This window comes from Agrobacterium sp. FDAARGOS_525, from assembly GCF_003938925.1.
Classification (GTDB): domain Bacteria; phylum Pseudomonadota; class Alphaproteobacteria; order Rhizobiales; family Rhizobiaceae; genus Agrobacterium; species Agrobacterium pusense.
Genome location: NZ_RKIU01000004.1, coordinates 1,673,435 through 1,688,669, shown reverse-complemented (window position 1 = coordinate 1,688,669; position 15,235 = coordinate 1,673,435). Strand labels below are relative to the sequence as shown.

16 protein-coding genes are annotated in these 15,235 nt (G+C 66.2%); 1 reads left to right on the top strand and 15 read right to left on the bottom strand.

Annotation, left to right across the window (positions count from 1 at the left end; translation table 11 throughout):
* Positions 1-371: 371 nt before the first annotated feature.
* Both EGT36_RS24290 and EGT36_RS24285 read right to left on the bottom strand, forming a co-directional pair.
* Complete coding sequence (locus tag EGT36_RS24290) at positions 372-716, bottom strand: ArsR/SmtB family transcription factor (protein WP_035243485.1); 345 nt, start codon at positions 714-716, stop codon at positions 372-374.
* A 47-nt stretch (positions 717-763) separates the two neighbouring features.
* Complete coding sequence (locus tag EGT36_RS24285) at positions 764-1,741, bottom strand: cation diffusion facilitator family transporter (protein WP_024899644.1); 978 nt, start codon at positions 1,739-1,741, stop codon at positions 764-766.
* A gap of 206 nt (positions 1,742-1,947) precedes the next feature.
* Here EGT36_RS24285 and EGT36_RS24280 point away from each other — a divergent pair, with 206 nt between their 5' ends.
* On the top strand, positions 1,948-2,892 hold the full coding sequence (locus EGT36_RS24280) for a LysR family transcriptional regulator (protein ID WP_003500137.1): 945 nt from the start codon (positions 1,948-1,950) through the stop codon (positions 2,890-2,892).
* On the opposite strand, the gene EGT36_RS24275 is transcribed toward EGT36_RS24280, so the two are convergent.
* The 13 genes from EGT36_RS24275 to EGT36_RS24215 all read right to left on the bottom strand — a co-directional run bounded on the left by EGT36_RS24275 (position 2,873) and on the right by EGT36_RS24215 (position 15,226).
* Positions 2,873-3,106: a DUF2274 domain-containing protein gene (locus tag EGT36_RS24275; protein WP_003500135.1), complete on the bottom strand. Its 234-nt coding sequence runs from the start codon at positions 3,104-3,106 to the stop codon at positions 2,873-2,875. The two genes, EGT36_RS24280 and EGT36_RS24275, sit on opposite strands and share 20 nt — an antisense overlap.
* Positions 3,107-3,109: 3 nt before the next feature.
* Entirely contained in the window at positions 3,110-4,258 is a 1,149-nt protein-coding gene (locus tag EGT36_RS24270; RefSeq protein WP_024899643.1) for a TraB/TrbI/VirB10 family type IV secretion system protein, read from the bottom strand.
* Positions 4,255-5,274, bottom strand: coding sequence for a P-type conjugative transfer protein TrbG (trbG, locus tag EGT36_RS24265; protein WP_003500131.1), 1,020 nt, complete (start codon positions 5,272-5,274; stop codon positions 4,255-4,257). The genes EGT36_RS24270 and trbG overlap by 4 nt, the downstream gene beginning before the upstream one ends.
* Complete coding sequence (trbF, locus tag EGT36_RS24260) at positions 5,271-5,960, bottom strand: conjugal transfer protein TrbF (RefSeq protein ID WP_003500130.1); 690 nt, start codon at positions 5,958-5,960, stop codon at positions 5,271-5,273. Before trbF ends, trbG begins: the two co-directional genes overlap by 4 nt.
* Complete coding sequence (gene trbL / locus EGT36_RS24255; RefSeq protein WP_003500129.1) at positions 5,957-7,333, bottom strand: P-type conjugative transfer protein TrbL; 1,377 nt, start codon at positions 7,331-7,333, stop codon at positions 5,957-5,959. The genes trbF and trbL overlap by 4 nt, the downstream gene beginning before the upstream one ends.
* A gap of 6 nt (positions 7,334-7,339) precedes the next feature.
* Positions 7,340-7,627 carry a putative entry exclusion protein TrbK-alt gene (gene trbK-alt, locus EGT36_RS24250; protein ID WP_003500127.1) on the bottom strand — a complete coding sequence of 96 codons (288 nt, stop codon included), beginning with the start codon at positions 7,625-7,627 and terminating at the stop codon, positions 7,340-7,342.
* A 21-nt stretch (positions 7,628-7,648) separates the two neighbouring features.
* Complete coding sequence (trbJ, locus tag EGT36_RS24245) at positions 7,649-8,413, bottom strand: P-type conjugative transfer protein TrbJ (protein WP_003500125.1); 765 nt, start codon at positions 8,411-8,413, stop codon at positions 7,649-7,651.
* Positions 8,414-8,416: 3 nt separating this feature from the next.
* Positions 8,417-10,867 carry a conjugal transfer protein TrbE gene (gene trbE / locus EGT36_RS24240; RefSeq protein ID WP_003500123.1) on the bottom strand — a complete coding sequence of 817 codons (2,451 nt, stop codon included), beginning with the start codon at positions 10,865-10,867 and terminating at the stop codon, positions 8,417-8,419.
* A gap of 10 nt (positions 10,868-10,877) precedes the next feature.
* On the bottom strand, positions 10,878-11,159 hold the full coding sequence (locus tag EGT36_RS24235; protein ID WP_003500121.1) for a VirB3 family type IV secretion system protein: 282 nt from the start codon (positions 11,157-11,159) through the stop codon (positions 10,878-10,880).
* On the bottom strand, positions 11,159-11,431 hold the full coding sequence (locus EGT36_RS24230) for a TrbC/VirB2 family type IV secretion system protein (protein ID WP_234825348.1): 273 nt from the start codon (positions 11,429-11,431) through the stop codon (positions 11,159-11,161). Before EGT36_RS24230 ends, EGT36_RS24235 begins: the two co-directional genes overlap by 1 nt.
* Before the next feature lie 122 nt (positions 11,432-11,553).
* Positions 11,554-12,486, bottom strand: a complete 933-nt coding sequence (gene trbB, locus EGT36_RS24225; RefSeq protein WP_003500105.1) for a P-type conjugative transfer ATPase TrbB — start codon at positions 12,484-12,486, stop codon at positions 11,554-11,556.
* 299 nt (positions 12,487-12,785) lie between these two features.
* Positions 12,786-13,232 (bottom strand): hypothetical protein, encoded by a 447-nt coding sequence (locus tag EGT36_RS24220; protein ID WP_003500104.1) that lies wholly within the window; start codon positions 13,230-13,232, stop codon positions 12,786-12,788.
* An 8-nt stretch (positions 13,233-13,240) separates the two neighbouring features.
* Positions 13,241-15,226 (bottom strand): conjugal transfer protein TraG, encoded by a 1,986-nt coding sequence (locus tag EGT36_RS24215; RefSeq protein WP_003500103.1) that lies wholly within the window; start codon positions 15,224-15,226, stop codon positions 13,241-13,243.
* Positions 15,227-15,235 lie beyond the last annotated feature (9 nt).

Genomic DNA, 15,235 nt, shown 5'->3' with positions numbered 1-15,235 from the left:
CGCTTTGAGAGAAAGATCACCATCAGCCCGGTTGAGCTTGGTGACGCACAGTAGCCATCCTGAACATCATACGGACCTCGGCTTCCGGATCGTCTCGAACCCATAGCAATGCGTGAGGGAACGAACGCTGGATGAAACGCCGAGGCGGATGCGACTAACGCTCGTTTAGAGTGCTATAGCGTAAACGTAGTTGTCATCTTCACCCGGTGCAGCGCTCCGCCTTCCTCATCGGCCAGAGTTTCAAGACGGCCACCGAAGAAGTCGATGCAATTTGCGGCCCCTCTCATCGTCGAGAATCCTTCGTTCAGCGCGGCTCCGATGCTTTGTTTGCCGCGTCGCAACTCTGTCATCGTTTTCCGTGCTCACGACGATCAGGAGTGTTGAACGCTGGCGTCGCGTTCGGCGACGCCTTCTCGTTCCTCACGGACATGGGAGAGCATATCGAGCAGGACGTCGCCCACATGCTGATCGGAGATTTCGTAGAACATCTGCTTCGAATGTCGGACCCGCGTTACCAGCCGCGCGCCGCGAAGCAGTCGCAGGTGGTGGCTGACGAGCGACTGCGACAGCTCAAGCGTTTCGGAGATATCGGTGACCGACTTCGGGCCTTCCTCGCAATGGAGGAGAATCCTTAGCCTGCTGGGGTCACCCAGCAGGCGGAATGTTTCGGATAGGAAGTTCAACTCCTGGGTCGAAAGGGGATCTGCCTTGTTCAACGGTTTTCCTTTCCAGCTTTCCGAGTGAACCCATGAAGAGTGGACGGTCAGTGCGAATGCCCTGCGTGGGACACAGCCGCCTTGCTCGGCTCCTCCAGGGTGCAACTGGCCACGCCGTCCCAGTCGATCCCGATCGTCGGGTGCTCGATCTTGAACTGCGTCTTCAGCTCGTGGTCGACTTGCTGCATGACGGTGCGCACATCGACGCCTTCCATCGGCTGCACCTGAAGGGTTGCCAGCACACGGCCGGAAGTCAGCGACCAGACATGGACGTGGTGGACGCTCTGGATGCCGGGAACGGTCTTTCGAAGATGCTCGGAGATCTTCTCCGCGCCGGCGTTGTCGGGCGCACCTTCGAGCAGGATATGCAGCGTGTTCCTGAGCAGGCTCCAGGCGCTGCGCAGGATCAGCAGCGACACGAACACCGACAGGATGGGATCGATCGGGGTCCAGCCAGTGTACCAGATGACGATGGCGGCAATGATCGCGCCGACCGAGCCGAGCAGATCGCCCATGACATGCAGCACGGCGCCCTTGACATTGACGTGATCGGAGTCGCCGCGCGTCAGATACCAGAGGACGAAGAGGTTCACGAGCATGCCGATGATGGCGACGACGAACATCGAACCGGCCATGACCGGCTGCGGCTCTTGGAAGCGCTCGATGGCCTCGTAGACGATCCAGGCGACGATGCCGAACAGGGTAAGGGCGTTGATGAGGCCCGCAATCACCTCGAAGCGGGCATAGCCGAAGGTGCGCTGGCTGTCGGCGACGCGGCGGCCGAGGCGGAAGGCAACGTAGGCGAGACCGAGCGCGATGGCGTCGGTCAGCATATGTCCCGCATCGGCAAGCAGCGCGAGCGAACCGGAGATCACACCGCCGACTGCCTCGACGACCATGAAGATGAAGATGATGAAGAAGGAAATGAGGATCTTGCGCTCGTTTTCCTTCGTTACGGTCGGTACGTGTGAGTGATCATGATCGTGGCCGTGGTGGTCGCTGTGGGAGTGAGAGTGGTCTGCCATAGGTCGGTCCAGTGGTTGCGTTCAGTCTAAACACTTGAATACATGTTCAAGTGTTTATTGTCAACCGGCCCGCGTAAGAAATTTGAAAGCTATTCGAAGGCACCGCAAAATCACGTAAATTTCCCGACAAGTGGGCTTGACCTTGTCACCGTTGGAATCTGCACGATGCCCCCTCGAATGGGTGACGCATGCGGAGGTAGAGGTGATTGCTCAGACGTGACCGCGAGCCTGAAATCCAGATGCGGCAACTCCACTATGTGATTGCAGCGGCCGAGCATGGCAGCTTCCGACAGGCGGCGATAGCGGTCGGCGTTCGAGAATCGGCGGTCAGCCGCCGCATCCGCGATCTGGAGGATCAGGCCGGTGCGGCGCTGTTCATTCGATATCAGCGGGGGGTGGTCATCACCGAGGCGGGACGGAAGTTCCTGACGCACGCTCGGAGGGCGATCGCGGAAATCGATCTGGCCGTGAAGGAAGTGAGAGCTGCGGGCCGCGCCGAAAAGGGCGTGCTACGCATCGGCATATTCTCGTCCCTCGCCTCGGGCTTCATCGCCGATCTGCTGGAGCGATACGCAGGGGAGCATCCCGGTGTTCGCACGAGATTCATCGAAGGCACGCCTGCCGACCACAAGGCCGCTGTCCGGCACCACGAGATCGACATCGCCTTCCTGACGGGCGAGCCGCACGTCGCGGGATGTGAGGTGACGCGGCTGTGGGCCGAGCGCGTGTTCGTCGTCCTGCCGGAAAAGCATGAGCTTGTGGCAAGGGAGGAGATCGAATGGGCCGACCTGCGCGACCGGCATTTCATCGTCAGCGAGGCGGAGCCTGGTCCCGAGATCCACGACTATCTCGTCAAGCATCTCGCCGAGCTGGGCCACCATCCGAGCGTCGAGCAGTGCCCGGTCTATAACCGGGACACGCTGATGCAGTTGGTGGCTCTGGGAAAAGGTATCTCGCTCACCAGCGAGGCCACGACGGGGACCAGATTCCGGGGCGTGGCGTATCGGCTTCTGGTGACGGAAGAACTGCCGTTCTGCGCGGTCTGGTCGCAACGCAACGACAATCCGGCGCTGCGCCGGATGCTGAGCCTCGCCCGCAACCTGTCGGCGAAACGGTTCGGGACTCGCCCGATCAGCGACGATCAGGCGTGACCGAGCGGCGGGCCTTGGCGAACCCGCGGTCGGTGGCGATGAAGCGCTCCAGCATGGGCACGATGAGCTTCATCGGATCGGCGACCGGCTGGCCGGTGTCCCGCCCCAATATCTGCGCGTAGGTGGCAAGGTCATCGGCGAGCGCAGCCGGCAGCTCAAGCGTGACCTTGACCGGCTTGTCGTTGGCGAGCGGACCGAGTTTCAGCTTGGTCATGGATCATCCCCTGTAGGGTTCGAGGACCAGATCGCGGGTCACGATCATCCGGACCGGGAAGCCCGGCCGGATGGTCAGCGTGGGGGCGACCTGCAATTGCCGCTGGATGATCTGCTGGCCCGCCTGATTGATCGTATCCTGCGAGCCGTCGCGGATCGCGCGGATCAGGCGGTCCTCGTCGCTCGTCGCGAGTTCGGCGCCGACGGCAAGCAGGGTGGAGAGCCCGGCCGCCTTGGCGAGATCCCACCAGTGGTAGTCGACACCATCCTCTAGCCCGGCATAGCCTTGGCTGTCCGCGCCGGGCTGGCGCTCCAGCACGATCGAGCGACCATTGGGGAAGATCAGCCGGTTCCAGACCAACAAGACCCTCCTTTGGCCGAACTGCACGCTGTTGTCGTACTGACCGATGATGCGCGTGCCCTGCGGCACGAGGAGAACGCGGCCGGTCGGGCTGTCATAGATGCTTTCCGTGACCTGCGCGGTGATCTGGCCGGGAAGGTCGGAGCGGATGCCGGTGATCAGTGCTGCCGGGATGACCGCGCCCGCCTGAAGCACGAAGGGCGATGCCGGAGCCATGACGCGGTCGGTCGTGGTGGTCCGGCGATCGACGGCGGCGTTGAGGAAGGCGTTCTGCCGGTCCTGCGCGGTATTTCCGCCGAGGCCGAGCCCGGCGAGATTGGGCAGACCTGCGCCGGCGGCCGAATCCGCGCCTGCGGTTGGGTTCGTGCGTGTCTCGGTCTGGAAAAAGACGCGGCTCGTGCGTGCGGCTTCCTCCTCGGCGCGCCGCCGCTGCTCTTCCTGATCCACGGTTGGATCGGGGACGGTGGGCGGAACGACGGGCTTGCCCTCGTTCTGCGCGCTGAGGATCGGCCGGCCGAGATCGCCGGGCAGTGCCGGGCCGAGGACCGGCCCGGTATAGTCGCGTGGAAGGCCGGCGAGCCCATCGGCCGTCGCCCGGTTCTCGGTCGAATAGAGTTCCTCGCCATCCGCGCCGCGATCGCGGGTCTGGAGCGCATAGATCAGCGCGCCGCCGATACCGAGCGAAACGATGAGGCCGGCTCCGGCCAGCGCCTTGCGCGATAGGCGCGTGACGCGCGGGGCTTCGGCGCGAAGGCGCATCGGGGCAGCATTGTTGTTTCCGGTGTCTGTCATGACGACTGCCCTCCCTTGTCCTGGCGGACATTCGTTGCGCGCGAGGAGCCGTCGATGCGTTCGATCCTGACGGTCTGCTGACGCTTGCCCCCGCCAAGCCGCAGCTCGGCCGCGCCGAACAGGCGATCGACGATCAGCACGTTGCGATAGGTGCGCGTATTGGCGATCTGGGCCTCGCCTTCGGGGCCGATCACGAAGATCGGCGGCAATTCGCCCTGGACGATGCCGCGCGGAAACTCGATGTAGACGCGCCGCCCGTCGTCATAGACGGAGACCGGCTTCCACGGCGGATTGTCGCCGGATGCGAAGCCATAGCGATAGTTCCGCGCCGCCACGGCCGGGATAACCGGCGTTGTCGGTATCGCCTGCGCCGAGCCTCCGCGGGCGCGCGGATAGGACCAGGCGACGGACGGCATGTAGGGTTTCTCGCGCGAGCGCAGCTCGATCATGTAGGTGCGCCGGTCGGTGGTGATGACGAGATTGGTCGAGATTTCCGCGCGCGACGGTTTCACCAGCACATGCACGCGCCGCGTCTCGCCGGAGCCGCTCTCGGTGTCGCCGATGATCCAGCGTGCTGTGTCGCCGGCGGCGATCGGGCCTGCGCCGGTCAGGCTTTCACCCGGCTCAAGCGCGATGTTGGTGATCTGTCCGGGCGAGGCATAGATCTGATAGAGGGCGCCGTCGCTCCACGGATAGACCTGGATAGCGTTGTAATAGCCCTCGCGTCGCGGCTCGACGCGGGCGGCGAGATTGGCGTTCTCGACACGGGCGGTCGGCGTACTGGCTCCGCCGCCGCCCCGGCTCACCGTCCAGGCGGGCGGGATGTGGAGCGGCTTTGGCGTGGTGTCCGTCACAGCCGGTACGGCCGGCAGCGGCGGGACGTCGGAATCGTAGGTGATTGCAGGCGGCTTCTTCGCAGAAGCACATCCGCCGAGCACCGCAGTCGATACCAGCAAAGCCGTGATCACGGATTTACGGAAAGCCGGGTTTGCGGCATTGCGGAAGTGCGGCGTCATTGTCCCAACTCCCGCGACCAGTTGATTGCATTGACGTAGATGCCGAGCGGATTGGCCTTGAGCCGTTCGGCGTCGCGGGGCGGCTGGACGACGATGGTGAGAATTGCCGTCCATCGCTCGGTGGTCGAAAGCTGGCCGTTCTCATAGCGCCGCTCTATCCACGCGATCCGGAAGCTCTCCGGCGAGGCGCGGATGACCGAGGAAACCTCGACGGCAACCTGCTGCTTGCCGACCTTGGTGAAGGGGTCGTTGACGCGGGCATAGTCGTTGAGCGCGGCCGCGCCCCGGTCCGTCGTCCATTCATAGGCGCGCAGCCAGTTCTGCCGCACGATGATCGGATCGGCCGGGACGGAGCGGACCTGTTCGATGAAACGGGCGAGATGCCATGCGATCTGCGGATCGGTCGGACGGTAGTCGGCGGTTGCCGCGGCGACGGTCTGGGCCTGTCCCAGCTTGTCGACCTGAACGATCCAGGGAACGACGGTGCCCCGCGCCGACTGGACGACAAGAGCGGCGGCGAAGCCGGCCGACAGCGCCAGGCATCCGAAAGCCATAAAGCGCCAGTTGCGCGCCTGGACGCGGGCGGAGCCGATACGCTCGTCCCATATCTGGGCAGCCTTCTGATAGGGGGTCTCGGGTTGCGGCGTCTTGCCGTAGTGGGTGGCGGGTCGTCGGAAGAGGTTCATGAGCGGTCGCTTTCGGAGAGATTGACGGAAGAGCCGGAGCCGTGGCTGTCGCCGGAGCGGACCGCGTGGGCGGCCGCGGAAACGCCATGGCTCATTGCCTGGCCGCGCTTCATGCGCTGCGCCCAGGCCGGCGGGGTATTCACAGATCCGGCCGCGGCAGCGCCGGCGGAGGCGTCATTGGCGGCCTGCCCGCCACCTCCGACGGTTCCCATGGTCGAAGAGCCGCCCGTCGTTTCGAAAGCGCCCTTGACGCCGCCGGTGTGGCTCGACTTGAGGCTCTCAGCGGCGCGGGCGAGACCGCGACGCAGCGGCGAGGCAGCGCCCGAACCGGCGGCGCGCGCCACGCCGCCGAGACCGGAGGCGATGCCCGACATGCCGGACTGTCCCATCGAGCCGAGCGTATAGGCCGAGGAAGCCGCGCCGGCGGCGGCAGCGCCGCCACGCGCGGCGGCCGCACCTCCAGACAAAGCGAGCGCTCCGCCCTTGGCGGCCAGCACGGCTCCGCCGCCTGCGGCGAGCGCTGCGCCTCCGACCGCCAGCCCTGTGCCTACGGCGGCGCCCGCGCCGAGTTGAGGTCCGCCGGAGACGAGGCCGTTGGCGATGCCGGGGCCGAATATGCCGAGGCCGAGCAGGGAGAGCGCGGCGAGCACGATCGCCATGGCCTGGTCGATGGTCGGCGTCGCGCCGCCGAAGCCGGCGGTGAACTGCGAGAACAACGTCGAGCCGATGCCGATGATGACGGCGAGAACCAGGACCTTGATGCCGGAGGAGATCACGTTGCCGAGCACCCGCTCGGCCATGAACGCGGTCTTTCCGAACAGGCCGAAGGGGATCAGGACGAAGCCGGCCAGTGTCGACAGCTTGAACTCGATCAGCGTGACGAAGAGCTGGATCGCCAGGATGAAGAAGGCGAGGATGACCAGCACCCAGGCGAAGAACATGCAGGCGATCTGGATGAAATTCTCGAAGAAGGCGATCCAGCCCATGAGGTCGGAGATGGAATCGAGCAGCGGCCGTCCGGCGTCGAGTCCGGTTTGCGCCACCTTGCCGGGGCGCAGGAGATCGGCGGTGCTGAAGCTGGTTCCGGAGCCCTTCAGGCCGAGTCCGGCGAAGCTGTCGAAGACGATCTTCGCGAGGCTGTTCCAGTTGGAAATCAGGTAGGCAAAGACCCCGACGAAGAGCGTCTTTTTCACCAGCCGCGCCATGATGTCGTCGTCAGCGCCCCAGCTCCAGAACAGGGCCGCAAGCGTCACGTCGATCACGATGAGGGTTGAAGCTATGAAGGCGACCTCGCCGCCGAGCAGGCCAAAGCCGCTGTCGATGTAGGACGTGAAGACCGAGAGGAAATTGTCGATGACGCTGGTGCTGCCCATCTGCGCTCACCGTGCGTCATTCGCCGCGGGCGCGACCGGCTGCGGCGTGCGGCCGAGAAAGCGATCGCGGGTCTCGGCCCAGACGCGCAGGCATCCGGCATCCTTGCCGGCGGCCTCGCCAAGCTGCTGGCACCGTCGCTGTTCGACGCGAAGCGCATCGATCGAGCGCTCGACGGCCCGCGCCGGCTCCGGGACATTTACCTCGTCCTTGCGGGTCAGCTCGATGGCCGTCGCTGTGATCGCGACAGCCACGAAGACGACGGCGCCCAGCCGGGCCAGCATCTTGCCGTCCATGGTCGTCCCCCTTCCTGCGTCTCAGTTGCCGTTGAACATCTTGGCGTTTCCCGGCTGGTAGCCGGAGCCGGGCGTGAGGAAGCGGCGGCGCTGCTCGCGTCCCTGCTCGGCGGCCGCTGAACGCTCGGCGTCGGTGAGCGCCTGCGCCCGGCCGTTCGCGGCGATCACGGCGGTCAGGTCGGCGAGCTGCTGCGCCTGAAGGGCGAGGAGCTGGTTGCCGGCCTGGGTTGCCTGAAGTGCGCCGGTCGCGCCCTGGCTCTGCCCGACCAGCGCCGACATCTGGGTACGGTTGGTGTCGATGTTGCCGACAACGGTGGCCTGGACGCGCATGGCGTCCTGCAGACCGCCGACGGTGTTCTGCCAGCGGGTCTTCGCGTCCTCGATCAGCTTGGCGTCCGAGGCGGTCAGCGAGGCGTTGCCGTATTGCGTCTTGAACGCCTGATCGATCTGGCCGACGTCGAATGCGATGTTCTGCGCCTGGCTCAGGAGCTGCTGCGTGCGCTGCACGGACTGCTGGAGCTGCTGGAGCGAGGAGAACGGCAGGCTCGCCAGGTTCTTCGCCTGGTTGATGAGCATCTGCGCCTCGTTCTGGAGCGACGTGATCTGGTTGGTGATCTGCTCCAGCGCGCGGGCGGCCTGAAGGACGTTCTGGGCGTAATTGGTCGGATCGTAGACGATCTTCCAGGCGTGTGCCGGGGTGGTCAGGACCGGAGCGACGGCGAGCGGTACGGACAGCACGGTGGCGGCAAGCAGGGCGGCGGAGATGCGAGGCGAGGTGGGCGTCATGTTTCAGTTCTCCTGTTCGGGCTGGGGGTCGAAGTTGACGAGATCGGGGATGAGGTCCGCGGCCCATGCGACGTCGCGCGCCGCGAGCCACGCGGGCAGGAAGCCGTCGCGGCCGTGTTCGGCGACGATCTGGTCGATGAGGGTCTGGTCGGATTTCGAGGAGGCCGCGCAAAGCGCGAGCCCGACTTCCGACAGGCCCAGCTCGAACATCCGGTTGCCGCGCCGCGACTGGCAGTAGTAGTCGCGCTTCGGCGTGGCGCGGGCGATCAGCTCGATCTGGCGGTCGTTGAGGCCGAAGCGCCGATAGATCGCCGTGATCTGGGGCTCGACCGCGCGTTCATTCGGCAGGAGCAACCGGGTCAGGCAGCTTTCGATGATGGCGGGCGCAATGCTGCTGCCATCGATGTCGGACAGCGATTGCGTGGCGAAGATCACGCTGGCGTTCTTCTTGCGCAGCGTCTTCAGCCATTCGCGGAGCTGGCCGGAAAAGCCGTCGTCGTCGAGCGCCAGCCAGCCTTCGTCGATGATCAGGAGCGTCGGCCGGCCGTCGAGCCGGTCGCCGATGCGATGGAAGAGATAAGCCAGCACCGCCGCGGCGGAGCCGGTTCCGACTAGCCCCTCGATCTCGAACGCCTGTACGGACGCCGAGCCGAGATGCTCGCTCTCGGCGTCGAGCAGGCGGCCATATGGACCGCCGACGCAGTAGGGGCGCAGCGCCTGTTTCAGGTCGTTCGACTGGAGCAGCACGGCAAGGCCGGTGATGGTGCGCTCCCCGACCGGCGCGGAGGCGAGCGAGGTCAGCGCGGTCCAGAGGTGCTCCTTGACCTCCGGTGTGATCTGCACGCCCTCGCGCATCAGGATGGCGACGATCCAGTCGGCCGCCCAGGCGCGTTCCGGCACCTCATGGATGCGGGCGAGCGGCTGGAGGGAAACCGAGGTTTCCGAGCCATCGGTCAGGTCGCCGCCGAGATCGTGCCAGTCGCCGCCCATGGCGAGCGCCGAGGCGCGGATGCTGCCCCCGAAATCGAAGGCGAAGACCTGCGAGCGCTTGTAACGACGGAACTGCAAGGCCATGAGCGCGAGCAGCACGGACTTGCCTGCGCCGGTCGGGCCGACGACGAGCGTATGGCCGACATCGCCGACGTGAATTGAAAGCCGGAACGGGGTCGAGCCTTCGGTCCTGCCATACAGCAGCGGGGGCGCGCCGAGATGCTCGTCCCGTTCCGGCCCCGCCCACACGGCGCTGAGCGGCATCATGTGGGCAAGGTTGAGGGTGTTGACCGGCGGCTGCCGGACATTTCCGTAGACGTGGCCGGGCAGGCTGCCGAGCCAGGCATCCACGGCGTTGATGGTCTCGGGCATGCAGGTGAAATCGCGGCCCTGGATCACCTTCTCGACCAGCCGCAGCTTCTCGTCGGCCACGCGGGCGTCGCCGTCCCAGACGGTCACGGTGGCGGTGATGTATGCTTCTCCGGCGAAGTCCTGGCCGAGTTCCTGAAGCGCGAGATCCGCATCCTGCGCCTTGTTCGCGGCGTCGGTGTCGACGAGCACGGATTGCTCGTTGGTCATCACCTCCTTGAGGATCGCGGCGATCGATTTGCGCTTGGCGAACCACTGCCGCCTGATCTTGGTCAGGAGGCGGATGGCATCGGTCTTGTCGAGGAGGATCGCGCGCGTCGACCAGCGATATTCGAAGGCGAGCCGGTTCAGCTCGTCGAGAATGCCGGGCGTCGTCGCGGTCGGAAATCCGACAATGGTGAGGATGCGAAGATGTTGCTCGCCCAGGCGCGGCTCCAGCCCGCCGGTGAGCGGCTGGTCGGCGAGCAGCGCATCGAGGTACATCGGTGCCTCCGGCACGCGGACGCGGTGCCGGTTGGTCGAAATTGTCGAATGCAGGTAGGTGAGCGTCTCGCCGTCATCGAGCCATGCGCATTCCGGCATGAAGCCGTCGAGCAGTGCCAGGATGCGATCGGTGCGGTCGGTGAAGGCGCGCAGCGCCTCATGAGGATCGACGCCGGAGCGCTCCCGGCCTTCATAGAGCCACGCTTCCGTGCGGGCGGCTTCCTCGGCGGGCGGCAGGTAAAGCATGGTGAGGAAATAGCTGGACACGAAATGCGCGCCCTCTTCCTCGAAATCGGCCTTGCGCTCGGAATCGACCAACGATGAGGCGGGATCGGGAAAGCGGCTGTCGGGATAGGTCGCGGCCTCGGACCGCTGCGCCTCGACGAAGATCGCCCAGCCGGAGCCGAGGCGGCGGAAGGCGTTGTTGAGGCGGGCGGCGACGGCGACCAGTTCGGCCGCCACGGCGGAATCCAGATCCGGCCCGCGAAAGCGCGCCGTGCGCTGGAACGAGCCATCCTTGTTGAGGACGACGCCGGCGCCGACGAGCGCGGCCCAGGGCAGGTAATCAGCGAGGCGGGCGGAGGTGCGGCGGTATTCGGCAAGGTTCATCATGGCCGCGCCCTCACACCGACAGGTGGCCGGGGATGCGCAGATGTCGGCGCCCGACCTCCACGAAGAGCGGATCGCGCTTGGCCGCCCAGACGGCGGTGAGATGGCCGATCATCCAGATCGCGAGCCCGACCAGCCAGAGCCGCAGGCCAAGGCCGACGGCGCCGGCGAGCGTCCCGTTCATGATGGCGATCGAGCGCGGCGCGCCGCCGAGCAGGATGTGCTCGGTCAGCGCGCGATGGACGGGAACCGAGAACCCCGGCACGGCGTCGAGCTGTTCGAAGCCGGCCGCCATCAGATGAGCGCCCCGCCGCCGAACGAGAAGAAGGAGAGGAAGAAGGAACTGGCCGCGAACGCGATCGACAGGCCGAAGACGATCTGGATGAGACGGCGGAAGCCGCCGGCCGTATCGCCGAAGGCGAGCGTCAGACCCGTCACGATGATAATGATCACGGCCACGATTTTCGCGACCGGCCCTTCGACGGATTCGAGGATCTTCTGAAGCGGCGCTTCCCACGGCATCGAGGAGCCGGAGGCGTGGGCGGACGGCGCGGCCGACATCATCATGATGGTGACGAGCGCGGTCGAACTGGCGAGCCGGTCGTATGCTCCCCGCAGCACGGAGGACCTGGGCGGCTTGGCCGGAACCGGCGGAACGGTCGTGATCGGGGCGGAAGCGGGCGACTTCATCAAGGTTCTCCTGTGGGGGGCTGAGTTGCGGGAATGACGTGGTAGTCGCCGTCGGCGGTGAGCCCTTCGACGCGGGCGAGCTGGGCGAGACGGCGGCCGGAGCCTCGGCCGGCGAGCACGGCGACGAGATCGATGGTCTCGGCGATCAGGGCGCGCGGGACGGTGACGACGGCTTCCTGAATGAGCTGTTCGAGGCGGCGCAACGCGCCGATCGCCGTGCCGGCATGGATGGTGCCGATGCCGCCGGGATGTCCGGTGCCCCATGCCTTGAGAAGATCGAGGGCCTCGGCGCCGCGCACCTCGCCGATGGGAATGCGGTCAGGGCGCAGGCGCAGCGACGAGCGCACGAGATCGGAGAGGGTGACGACGCCCTCTTTGGTCCGCATGGCGACGAGGTTCGGCGCGGCGCATTGCAGCTCGCGGGTGTCTTCGATGATGACCACGCGATCCGCGCCCTTCGCCACTTCGGCCAGCAAGGCGTTGGTCAGCGTCGTCTTGCCGGTCGACGTGCCGCCGGCGACAAGGATGTTGGCGCGTGACTGGACCGCCATGCGTAGCGTCTGCGCCTGGTCGGCGGACATGATGCCGGAGGCGACGTAATCGGCGAGGGTGAATACCGCGACGGCCGGCTTTCTGATCGCGAAGGCGGGCGCGGAGACCACGGGAGGAAGAAGGCCCTCGAACCGCTCGCCGCTCTCGGGCAGCTCGGCCGAGACGCGCGGCGCTCCGGCATGGACCTCCGCGCCGACATGATGCGCGACGAGCCGCACGATGCGCTCGCCATCGGCCGCCGACAGCCGCTCCCCCGTATCGGCCAGCCCTTCGGAGAGCCGGTCGATCCAGAGCCGCCCATCGGGATTGAGCATTACCTCGACAACCGCGGGGTCCTCCAGAAACCCGGCGATTGCGGGTCCGAGCGCGGTACGGAGCATCCGCGCTCCCCGCGTCGTCGCCTCGGTCTGTTGGAAGGATCGCGCCACGTCGTCCCCGTCCGGTAGCGGGCACGCCCCATGCGCAGCCCTGGATCGGGGATGAGTAAAAGAGCCCGAAGTCGGGCCGATTCAACAAGTATCGGTCGTAGTAGTGCGGTGGCGTGCAAAGACAGGAAAACGGCGGAGTCCGCTCGTGACGGTGATCCCGGTGGGCGCGCGCGAAAACCGAATCAGTTGCTTGGACTTATCTGTTTTCGCGGCGCGGTGGTCAGATTGCGGACTGTATAATTCGCCTCGGCCTACGGCGTGCCGCCCTCGTCCTTGCCCGCCGCGTCCATGTCCTCCGAAACCTCCTGCCGGAGCTTCGGGCCTTTGACGAGCCGCTGGCCGAGGACGGCGACGAAGGCATCGTAGCGTTCGCCGGCCTTCGCCTTCGCGGCCTGCGCGGCAGGCTCGGGCAACGCGGGCGTCGTCGTGAGCCAGAAGCGGACGAAGACGGCCAGCGTCTCGACGGCGATGCCGAGATCGCGCTCCAGGCGCGTCATGCGGCGGTCGAGCTGATCGAGGCGCTTGGCGACGACCGCCTCCCGGCGCTCGGCATCGTCGGGTGACAGGAAGGACGCGATCGCGGCTTCGGCGATCAGCGAGCGCGACTGGTCGCGCCGGGCCGAATAGGCAACGAGCGCCTGCATGACATCGGGATCGAGATAGACGGACAGGCGCTGCTTTTTCGGTGTTCGGATCATCGCGGGCCTCACAGGTCGATGCCGTCATTGGGATCGAGCGAAGCCTGCCGCGCGACCTGCCGCATAAGCCGGTTCATCCGGCTGTTGCGAACGGTATCGTCCTCGCTGTCGTCGCCGGGATCGCCGCCGAACTCGTTGTCGATCGGCTCCTTTTTCTCGACGGTTTTGACGCGGCTGAGTTCAGGCTGGTGCCGCCGCTCGGATTCGGTCGGATCGTCGTCATCCTCGCCAACGCCGGAGACCGGGGTCAGATCGACCTCCGGCCGCTGCGGCAGGGGCAGGCTGCTCCAGTCGTCCGGCTCGACATTCTCGGAGACCAGCGCCGGGGGCGGCAGGACCCTTTCCTGAAAACGCGGGTCCTCGAAGTAGCGGGCCTTCTTCGCCCGGATCGGCGGCGTGCCCGCCACCATGACGATTTCGTCGGCGGGCGGAAGCTGCATGATCTCGCCGGGCGTGAGCAGCGGTCGCGCCGTCTCCGAGCGCGACACCATCAGGTGGCCGAGCCAAGGGCTCAACCTGTGCCCGGCATAATTCTTCATCGCCCGCATCTCGGTCGCCGTGCCGAGCGCGTCGGAGACACGCTTGGCCGTCCGCTCGTCATTCGTGGCGAAGGCGACGCGGACATGGCAGTTGTCGAGGATCGAATTGTTCGGCCCGTAGGCTTTCTCGATCTGGTTCAGCGACTGCGCGATCAGGAAGCTCTTCAGCCCGTATCCCGCCATGAAGGCTAACGCACTCTCAAAAAAATCCAGCCGGCCGAGTGCGGGAAACTCGTCGAGCATGAGGAGCAGACGATGGCGATCGCCCCTCGTCTCCAGCTCCTCGGTGAGCCGGCGGCCGATCTGGTTGAGGATCAACCGGATCAGCGGCTTGGTCCGGTTGATGTCGGAAGGCGGGACCACGAGATAGAGCGTCGTCGGGCGCGCAGCGCCGACGATATCGCCGATCCGCCAGTCGCAGCGGCGCGTCACCTCGGCCACGACCGGATCGCGGTAGAGGCCGAGGAACGACATCGCGGTGGAGAGCACACCCGAGCGTTCGTTATCGGATTTGTTGAGCAGCTCGCGCGCCGCGCTGGCGACGACAGGGTGCGGCCCGGCCTCGCCCAGATGCGCCGTTCGCATCATCGCGTCGAGCGTGGCTTCGATCGTCCGCTTCGGATCGGAGAGAAAGGCGGCGACACCGGCGAGCGTCTTGTCCTTCTCGGCATAGAGGACATGGAGGATCGCGCCGACCAGAAGCGCGTGGCTGGTCTTCTCCCAGTGGTTCCGCTTCTCCAGCGAGCCCTCCGGGTCGACGAGAATGTCGGCGATGTTCTGGACGTCGCGGACCTCCCACTGGCCCTTTCGCACCTCGAGCAGAGGATTGTAGGCCGAGGAGCGCGCATTGGTCGGATCGAACAGGAGGACGCGGCCGTGCCGCGAACGGAAGCCGGCGGTCAGGCTCCAGTTCTCGCCCTTGATGTCGTGGACGACGCAGCTTCCCGGCCAGGTCAGCAGGGTCGGCACGACGAGGCCGACGCCCTTGCCGGATCGGGTCGGGGCGAAACACATGACATGCTCCGGCCCGTCATGGCGCAGATAGGAGCGATCCATCCGGCCGAGCACCACGCCATCCGGGTCGAGAAGACGCGCGGCGGTGATCTCCTCCGGCCGCGCCCATCGCGCCGAGCCGAAGGTTTCGACCTCCTTGTTCTCGCGCGCCCGCCAGACCGACATGCCGATGGCAACGGCGATGGCGATGAAGCCGCCTGATGCCGCGACGAGGCCGCCTTCCATGAAAACGGACGGCGCATAAGCGTCGTAGAAGTACCACCACAGGAAGAAGGACGGCGGATAGTAGACCGGCCATCCGGCGAGTTCGAACCATGGGGTGCCGAGCTGCGCCTGAAACCCGAGCCGCCACGCGGTCCACTGCGTCGCCGTCCATGTCGTCGCGAGGACGATCAGGAAGACGGTGAGGATCTGGCCCCAGAGGATTTTCGTGGCGGACATTGCGGGGTC

Bases quoted from the DNA above. Each gene is read 5' to 3' on its own strand.
- EGT36_RS24285 (WP_024899644.1), bottom strand. From the start codon at position 1,741: ATGGCAGACCACTCTCACTCCCACAGCGACCACCACGGCCACGATCAT.
- EGT36_RS24275 (WP_003500135.1), bottom strand. From the start codon at position 3,106: ATGACCAAGCTGAAACTCGGTCCGCTCGCCAACGACAAGCCGGTCAAG.
- EGT36_RS24270 (WP_024899643.1), bottom strand. From the start codon at position 4,258: ATGACAGACACCGGAAACAACAATGCTGCCCCGATGCGCCTTCGCGCC.
- trbG (WP_003500131.1), bottom strand. From the start codon at position 5,274: ATGACGCCGCACTTCCGCAATGCCGCAAACCCGGCTTTCCGTAAATCC.
- trbF (WP_003500130.1), bottom strand. From the start codon at position 5,960: ATGAACCTCTTCCGACGACCCGCCACCCACTACGGCAAGACGCCGCAA.
- trbL (WP_003500129.1), bottom strand. From the start codon at position 7,333: ATGGGCAGCACCAGCGTCATCGACAATTTCCTCTCGGTCTTCACGTCC.
- trbK-alt (WP_003500127.1), bottom strand. From the start codon at position 7,627: ATGGACGGCAAGATGCTGGCCCGGCTGGGCGCCGTCGTCTTCGTGGCT.
- trbJ (WP_003500125.1), bottom strand. From the start codon at position 8,413: ATGACGCCCACCTCGCCTCGCATCTCCGCCGCCCTGCTTGCCGCCACC.
- trbE (WP_003500123.1), bottom strand. From the start codon at position 10,867: ATGATGAACCTTGCCGAATACCGCCGCACCTCCGCCCGCCTCGCTGAT.
- EGT36_RS24235 (WP_003500121.1), bottom strand. From the start codon at position 11,159: ATGGCGGCCGGCTTCGAACAGCTCGACGCCGTGCCGGGGTTCTCGGTT.
- EGT36_RS24230 (WP_234825348.1), bottom strand. From the start codon at position 11,431: ATGATGATGTCGGCCGCGCCGTCCGCCCACGCCTCCGGCTCCTCGATG.
- trbB (WP_003500105.1), bottom strand. From the start codon at position 12,486: ATGCTCCGTACCGCGCTCGGACCCGCAATCGCCGGGTTTCTGGAGGAC.
- EGT36_RS24220 (WP_003500104.1), bottom strand. From the start codon at position 13,232: ATGATCCGAACACCGAAAAAGCAGCGCCTGTCCGTCTATCTCGATCCC.
- EGT36_RS24215 (WP_003500103.1), bottom strand. From the start codon at position 15,226: ATGTCCGCCACGAAAATCCTCTGGGGCCAGATCCTCACCGTCTTCCTG.